This window comes from Serratia sp. CY71090, assembly GCF_052166845.1.
In the GTDB taxonomy this organism is placed as follows: domain Bacteria; phylum Pseudomonadota; class Gammaproteobacteria; order Enterobacterales; family Enterobacteriaceae; genus Serratia; species Serratia nematodiphila.
Genome location: NZ_JBJNOA010000011.1, coordinates 184,967 through 191,545, shown reverse-complemented (window position 1 = coordinate 191,545; position 6,579 = coordinate 184,967). Strand labels below are relative to the sequence as shown.

7 protein-coding genes and 1 other RNA gene are annotated in these 6,579 nt (G+C 62.2%); 4 read left to right on the top strand and 4 right to left on the bottom strand.

Annotation, left to right across the window (positions count from 1 at the left end; all coding sequences use genetic code 11):
- Positions 1-162: 162 nt before the first annotated feature.
- An RNA gene (rnpB, locus tag ACJ8OK_RS19805) (RNase P RNA component class A) lies at positions 163-540 on the bottom strand.
- Between the two features lie 41 nt (positions 541-581).
- Positions 582-1,445 (bottom strand): 16S rRNA (cytidine(1402)-2'-O)-methyltransferase, encoded by an 864-nt coding sequence (rsmI, locus tag ACJ8OK_RS19800; protein WP_015379162.1) that lies wholly within the window; start codon positions 1,443-1,445, stop codon positions 582-584.
- Positions 1,446-1,507: 62 nt separating this feature from the next.
- Here rsmI and ACJ8OK_RS19795 point away from each other — a divergent pair, with 62 nt between their 5' ends.
- Genes ACJ8OK_RS19795 through dolP form a run of 4 tightly spaced genes read left to right on the top strand, consistent with a single transcriptional unit; the run spans position 1,508 to position 5,124 of the window.
- Complete coding sequence (locus ACJ8OK_RS19795; RefSeq protein ID WP_015379163.1) at positions 1,508-3,547, top strand: penicillin-binding protein activator; 2,040 nt, start codon at positions 1,508-1,510, stop codon at positions 3,545-3,547.
- Positions 3,544-3,897 (top strand): YraN family protein, encoded by a 354-nt coding sequence (locus ACJ8OK_RS19790; RefSeq protein WP_015379164.1) that lies wholly within the window; start codon positions 3,544-3,546, stop codon positions 3,895-3,897. Before ACJ8OK_RS19795 ends, ACJ8OK_RS19790 begins: the two co-directional genes overlap by 4 nt.
- 51 nt (positions 3,898-3,948) lie before the next feature.
- Entirely contained in the window at positions 3,949-4,539 is a 591-nt protein-coding gene (gene diaA / locus ACJ8OK_RS19785; RefSeq protein ID WP_004937103.1) for a DnaA initiator-associating protein DiaA, read from the top strand.
- A 9-nt stretch (positions 4,540-4,548) separates the two neighbouring features.
- Positions 4,549-5,124, top strand: a complete 576-nt coding sequence (gene dolP, locus ACJ8OK_RS19780; RefSeq protein WP_021505102.1) for a division/outer membrane stress-associated lipid-binding lipoprotein — start codon at positions 4,549-4,551, stop codon at positions 5,122-5,124.
- Positions 5,125-5,163: 39 nt separating this feature from the next.
- On the opposite strand, the gene mtgA is transcribed toward dolP, so the two are convergent.
- Together mtgA and elbB are read right to left on the bottom strand one after the other, a co-directional pair.
- Entirely contained in the window at positions 5,164-5,895 is a 732-nt protein-coding gene (mtgA, locus tag ACJ8OK_RS19775) for a monofunctional biosynthetic peptidoglycan transglycosylase (RefSeq protein WP_015379165.1), read from the bottom strand.
- Complete coding sequence (elbB, locus tag ACJ8OK_RS19770; RefSeq protein ID WP_015379166.1) at positions 5,892-6,545, bottom strand: isoprenoid biosynthesis glyoxalase ElbB; 654 nt, start codon at positions 6,543-6,545, stop codon at positions 5,892-5,894. Before elbB ends, mtgA begins: the two co-directional genes overlap by 4 nt.
- Positions 6,546-6,579 lie beyond the last annotated feature (34 nt).

Genomic DNA, 6,579 nt, shown 5'->3' with positions numbered 1-6,579 from the left:
GGTGATTTCCTTCTTACTTGTGGTGAGTAAGCTGGAATATTCCGGCATGGGTTTCCTTCAGGCTAGAGCCTCACAGGTTCAATCACCACCTCCTTAGGAGGTGGTTTAAGGCTTACAATGAAAAACCCCGCGCAACGGGCGTTGCGCGGGGTTTTCTTTTGTCGAGGGAGTTGACCGGTAAGCCGGGTTCTGTCGTGGACAGTCATTCCTCTAGGCCAGCAATCGCTCACTGGCTCAAGCAGCCTACCCGGGTTCAGTACGGGCCGTACCATGTGAACCCCTATTTGGCCTTGCTCCGGGTGGAGTTTACCGTGCCACGAACTGTTGCCAGCCGCGCGGTGCGCTCTTACCGCACCCTTTCACCCTTACCTGATCCCGCTTGCGCGGGCCATCGGCGGTTTGCTCTCTGTTGCACTAGTCGTAGGCTTGCGCCTCCCAGGCGTTACCTGGCACCCTGCCCTATGGAGCCCGGACTTTCCTCCCCTCCATCTGTCTCCCCGAAGAGGACGGCAATGAAGCGGCGACTGTCTGGTCAACTCCGGCGCGGATAGTAGCGTCGCGACGGCGGCAGGTCAACCGCTTTACGGCTGTTGTTGCTCCAGCGCGTGCTTATACAGCGCATTTTTCTTCACGCCGTGGATTTCCGCCGCCAGCGCCGCCGCCTTTTTCAGCGGCAGCTCTTTTTGCAGCAGCGCCAGCGTGCGCAGCGCCTCGAGCGGCAGCGCATCTTCCTGCGCCTTGTGGCCTTCGACGATCAGCACCATTTCGCCGCGGCGGCGCACTTCATCTTCCTGCACCCACGCCAGCAGCTCGCCCACCGGCGCGCCGTGGATGGATTCCCAGGTTTTGGTCAGCTCGCGCGCCAGCACCACATAGCGCTGCGGGCCCCAGACGGTGACCATGTCCTGCAGGCTTTCCAGCAGGCGGTGGGTGGATTCGTAGAAAATCAGCGTGCGCGGTTCCTCCGCCAGCGCCATCAGCGTATCCTTGCGCCCCTTGGTTTTCGCCGGCAGGAAACCTTCGTAGCAGAAACGGTCGGAGGCGACGCCCGCGGCACACAGCGCGGTAGTGGCGGCACAGGCGCCCGGCAGCGGCACCACGCGAATGCCGGCCTCGCGGCAGCGGCGCACCAGGTGATAACCGGGATCGTTGATCAGCGGCGTGCCGGCGTCGGAAACCAGCGCAATGCTTTGGCCTTCCTGCAGTTTCGCCAGCAGCTGCTCGGCCTTTTGCTGTTCGTTGTGATCGTGCAGCGCGAACAGACGCGCGTTGATCGCGAAGTGTTGCAACAGCAATCCGGTATGGCGCGTATCTTCCGCCGCGATCAGATCAACGCTTTTCAGTACCTCTAACGCACGGTGGGTAATATCGCCCAGATTGCCGATGGGGGTGGGCACCACATACAGCGTTGATGCAGAAATGACTGATTGTTGGTGTTGATTCATTGTTTCATCCGGGTTGCCGATTTAATATTGAGCATCTTGAAAAAAACATCACTGGATACAGTATGCTTTCCTCAACATTCGTTCGTACCAAAGCAGGGCGTTCCAAGCCTGTCCGACTGACCGCAGTCATCGCCGCCGCCCTTTTCCTGGCAGGCTGTCCAAGTCGGGCCCCGCAAACGCCGCCCGCCAATATACAGGACGAAGCGAGCGCCAGCTCCGATTACTACCTGCAGCAGTTGCAGCAAAGCAGCGATGATAACAAGGCTGACTGGCAATTACTTGCTATTCGCGCCTTGCTGCGTGAAGGAAAACTGCCGCAGGCCGGCGACCAGTTGAATCAACTGCCGAAAAATCTCAGCGGTGCGCAGCAGACCGAACGCCAGTTGCTGACCGCCGAACTGCAGATCGCCAACAAGAGCTACGTCAGCGCCCGCAGCACGCTGGGCCACCTGGACAGCGGTGCGCTGTCGCCGAATCAGAAGGTGCGCTACTACCAGGCGCAGATCGCCGCCAATCAGGGCAAAGCGTCGCTGCCATTGATCCGCGCCTATATCGCCCAGGAGCCGCTGCTGACCGGCAAGGCGCACCAGGACAATCTGGATCAAACCTGGCAGGCGCTGCTGCAGCTGACGCCGCAGGAGATGAACAGCCTGGTGATCAACGCCGACGAGAATGTGCTGCAAGGCTGGCTGGATCTGCTGCGCGTCTATCAGGACAACAAGCAGGATCCCGATCTGCTGAAGGCCGGCATCAAAGACTGGCAGAACCGTTATCCGAAGAACCCGGCGGCCAAAACGCTGCCGGCTCGCCTGAATCAGGTGCTGAACTTCACCCAGGCCTCCACCTCGAAAATCGCCCTGCTGCTGCCGTTGAACGGCCAGGCGAAAGTGTTCGCCGACGCCATCCAGCAAGGCTTCGAAGCGGCTAAAAACGGCGGTTCCATGCCGGCGCCGCAGCCTCAAGCCGCGCAACCGGCCAGCACGCCGGCTCAAACGGCGCCGGCCGATCAGGCCGCTACGGGTGACATCAACGCCAACGGCGCGGTCAGCCCTTCGGCGCAAGAGAGCCAGCCTGCCGTCACCGCCGCGCAACCCGCTGCGCCGTCCAGCGCGCCGATAACGCCGCTGCAGGCCGCCAACGCGCAGGTCAAAGTGTACGACACCACCAGCCAGCCGCTGGCCGCCTTGCTGAGCCAGGCGCAGCAGGATGGCGCCACCCTGGTGGTCGGCCCACTGCTGAAAGAGAACGTCGATCAGTTGTCCGCCAGCACCACCACGCTGAACGTGCTGGCGCTCAACCAGCCGGAAACGCCGAAGGACAACCTGAACATCTGTTACTTCGCCCTGTCGCCGGAAGATGAAGCCCGCGACGCCGCCCGCCACATCTGGGAACAGCAGAAGCGTCAACCGCTGCTGCTGGTGCCGCGCGGCGCCTTCGGCGATCGCGTCGCCAGGGCCTTTAACCAGGAATGGCAGAAGCAAGGCGGGCAAACCGTGCTGCGACAGGACATCGGCTCCGCCGGCGAGCTGCGCCAAATGGTGAACAGCGGCGGCATCCGCATGACCGGTACGCCGATGTCGAGCGCCCCGGCGCCGCAGAGCGTCACCATCGCCGGGCTGACCATTCCTGCGCCGCCGAGCGACGTGCCCGCCGCCACCGGCGGCAGCGTCGACGCGGTGTACATCGTCGCCACGCAGTCTCAGCTGACGCTGATCAAACCGATGATCGACATGGCCACCAGCTCGCGCGGCAAGCCGGCGATGTACGCCAGCTCGCGCAGCTACCAGGCCGGCGCCGGCCCGGACTTCCGTCTGGAAATGGAAGGCCTGCAGTTCAGCGATATTCCGCTGCTGGCCGGCTCAAACCCTCAGCTGCTGCAGCAGGCCAGCGCGCGTTTCCGCAACGACTACTCGCTGGTGCGCCTGTATGCGATGGGGATGGATGCCTGGACATTGGCCAACCACTTTGCTGAAATGCGCCAGCTGCCGGGCTTCCAGGTTTCCGGCACCACCGGTACGCTGAGCGCGTCGCCAAACTGCGTGATCAACCGTAAGCTGCCTTGGCTGCAATACCGTCAGGGTACGGTCGTTCCAGTCTCTTGAACCCACGCGCCTCAGGGGCGGGCTATGAGTTACTGGCCCGCCGTCACCTGGAACACGCCGGGCTCACCTTCTGCGCCGCCAATGTCGCGGTGCGCGGCGGTGAGCTCGACCTCATCATGCGCGACGGCACCACCTGGGTGTTCGTCGAAGTGCGCTACCGCCGCAACGACGCCTTCGGCGGCGCGGCCGCCAGCGTCACCTTTCGCAAACAACAGCGGTTGCTGCACGCCGCCGCCGTCTGGCTGGCGGGGCGCGGAGCCAGTTTTGACACATCATCTTGCCGTTTTGATGTTTTGGCCATTACCGGTAGCCAGTTAGAATGGATACCCAACGCCTTCAATGCGGATTAATCGGGGTTTTGCGGCGCAGACCGGCCCTTTGACTTAGTGGATTAATACAACGTGCTGGATAGAATTAAAGTCTGTTTCACCGAAAGCATCCAAACCCAGATCGCGGCGGCGGAAGCACTGCCGGACGCCATTTCCCGCGCTGCGATGACGCTGGTTCAATCCTTACTCAACGGCAACAAAATCCTGTGCTGCGGCAACGGCACCTCGGCGGCCAACGCGCAGCACTTCGCCGCCAGCATGATCAACCGTTTTGAAACCGAGCGCCCCAGCCTGCCAGCCATCGCTCTCAACGCCGACAACGTGGTGCTAACGGCAATCAGCAACGATCGGCTGCACGACGAAGTGTACGCCAAGCAGGTGCGTGCGCTCGGGCACACCGGCGACGTGCTGCTGGCGATTTCCACCCGCGGCAACAGCCGTGATATTGTGAAGGCGGTCGAGGCGGCCGTGACGCGCGATATGACCATCGTCGCACTTACCGGCTACGACGGCGGCGAGCTGGCCGGGCTGCTCGGCCAGCAGGATGTCGAAATCCGCATCCCGTCGCACCGCAGCTCGCGTATTCAGGAAATGCATATGCTGACCGTAAACTGCCTGTGCGACCTGATAGACAATACGTTATTCCCCCACCAGGACGATTAAGGAACTGAGATGAAGCTAAAAGCCACATTTGCAGTGCTGTCCAGCGCCCTGCTGTTGCAAGGCTGTATCGCCGGCGTCGTCGTCGGCAGTGCGGCCGTCGCCACCAAAACCGCCACCGACCCGCGCAGCGTAGGGACCCAGGTGGATGACGGCACGCTGGAAGCCAGGGTCGAAAGCGCCCTGAGCAAAGACCAGCAGTTGAAGAAAGAGGCCCGAGTGGTCGCCACCGCCTATCAGGGCAAGGTGCTGTTGACCGGCCAGTCGCCTAACGCCGATCTTACCGCGCGCGCCAAGCAGATCGCCATGGGCGTGGAAGGCACGACCGAAGTGTATAACGAAATCCGTCAGGGCACGCCGGTCAGCCTGAGCACCGCGTCCTCCGACACCTGGATCACCACCAAGGTGCGTTCGCAGCTGCTCACCAGCGATACGGTGAAATCGTCCAACGTGAAGGTCACCACCGAAAACGGCGAAGTGTTCTTGCTGGGCCTGGTCACGCAGCAGGAAGGGCAGTCGGCGGCGCAGATCGCCAGCCAGGTCAGCGGCGTGAAGCACGTCACGACCGCCTTTACCTACGTAAAATAATCCGCCTGGCGGGAGCGGCACCGTGCCGTTCCCGCCCGTTTAATCCAGCTTGTTCTCGCGTAAAAACGCTTCCCCGCCCAGTTGCCGCATCTGCCGCATGATCCACTGTTGACGCTGCACCACATAGCCGGAGGGCGCATCGGCCCTGAAGCGATGCGGATTCGGCAATACCGCCGCCAGCAGCGCCGCTTCGGCCGCGCTCAGGCGCTTGGCCGGCTTATGGAAAAAGCGCTGTGAAGCCTCTTCCACGCCGAACACCCCATCGCCGAACTCGACGATGTTCAGGTACACCGTCAGAATGCGCCGCTTGGTCCACACCAATTCGATGCCGGACGTCAGCCCGGCCTCCAACCCTTTGCGCAGCCAGCTGCGGCCATCCCACAAAAACAGGTTCTTGGCGGTTTGCTGCGACAGCGTGGACGCGCCACGGATGCGCGTCGGGCGCTTCTCGTTGTGGCTGAGCGCCTTTTCAATGGCCGCCACGTCGAAGCCCCAATGGTCTGGAAACTTCTGATCTTCCGCCGCCATCACCGCCAGCGCCATTTGCGGCGAGATGTCGTCCATCGACACCCAGTCCGAATGGGCGACATAGCCGAAGTCGCCGCTCAGCCAGGCGCTGACCTGCCGTTCCACCATCACGGCGGAAAACGGCACCGGCAGGAAGGCGAAGAGCACAATGCCCAACGCCCACAGGCCGATAATCGCGATGACGCCGCGCTTCAGCCAATACCACGGGCGCAGCCGCCGCCATCCGACGAGCGATTTTCTCATTCAGCCAGTTCCAGCACCCGCGCCACCAGCTTATCGATGCCCAGGGCCGCCTGCGCGATAGACGGCGCCAGCATATAGGCCGGCGTGGTCACGATCTTATGTTCGCTGTCCACCACGATGTCGTCCACCGGGCAAATCACCGGTTCGCCGCCCATGGCGTCAATCACTTCCCCCAGATCCGGATCGTTGCCAATGGTCAGCCGCGCTTGTTGATCCAGCAGTTTCGGCAACAGCGCCGGCGCGATGCACATCAGGCCAATTGGTTTGTTGGCCTTATGCATCTCGCGCGTCAGGCGCGCCAAATCTTCATCGACCCAACATTCCGCGCCGGCTTCGGCGAAATTGCTGAGGTTCTTGGCGGCGCCAAAGCCGCCGGGCACGATCAGCGCATCCAGCTGCGCGGCCTCCGCCAGCGCCAGCGGCTGCACCGCACCGCGGGCAATGCGCGCCGATTCAATCAGAACATTGCGCGACTCCGCCATCTCCTCACCAGATAAGTGATTAATAACATGGCGTTGTGGTTTATCAGGCGCCAAGCACACCGCCTGGGCGCCGGCACGATCCAACGCCAGCAGCGTCAGCACCGCTTCATGGATCTCCGTACCGTCATAAACGCCGCTGCCGCTGAGGACTACACCCACCTTTTTCATCACTCTTACTCCTGTCGCTGCTGTCAACTGGTTC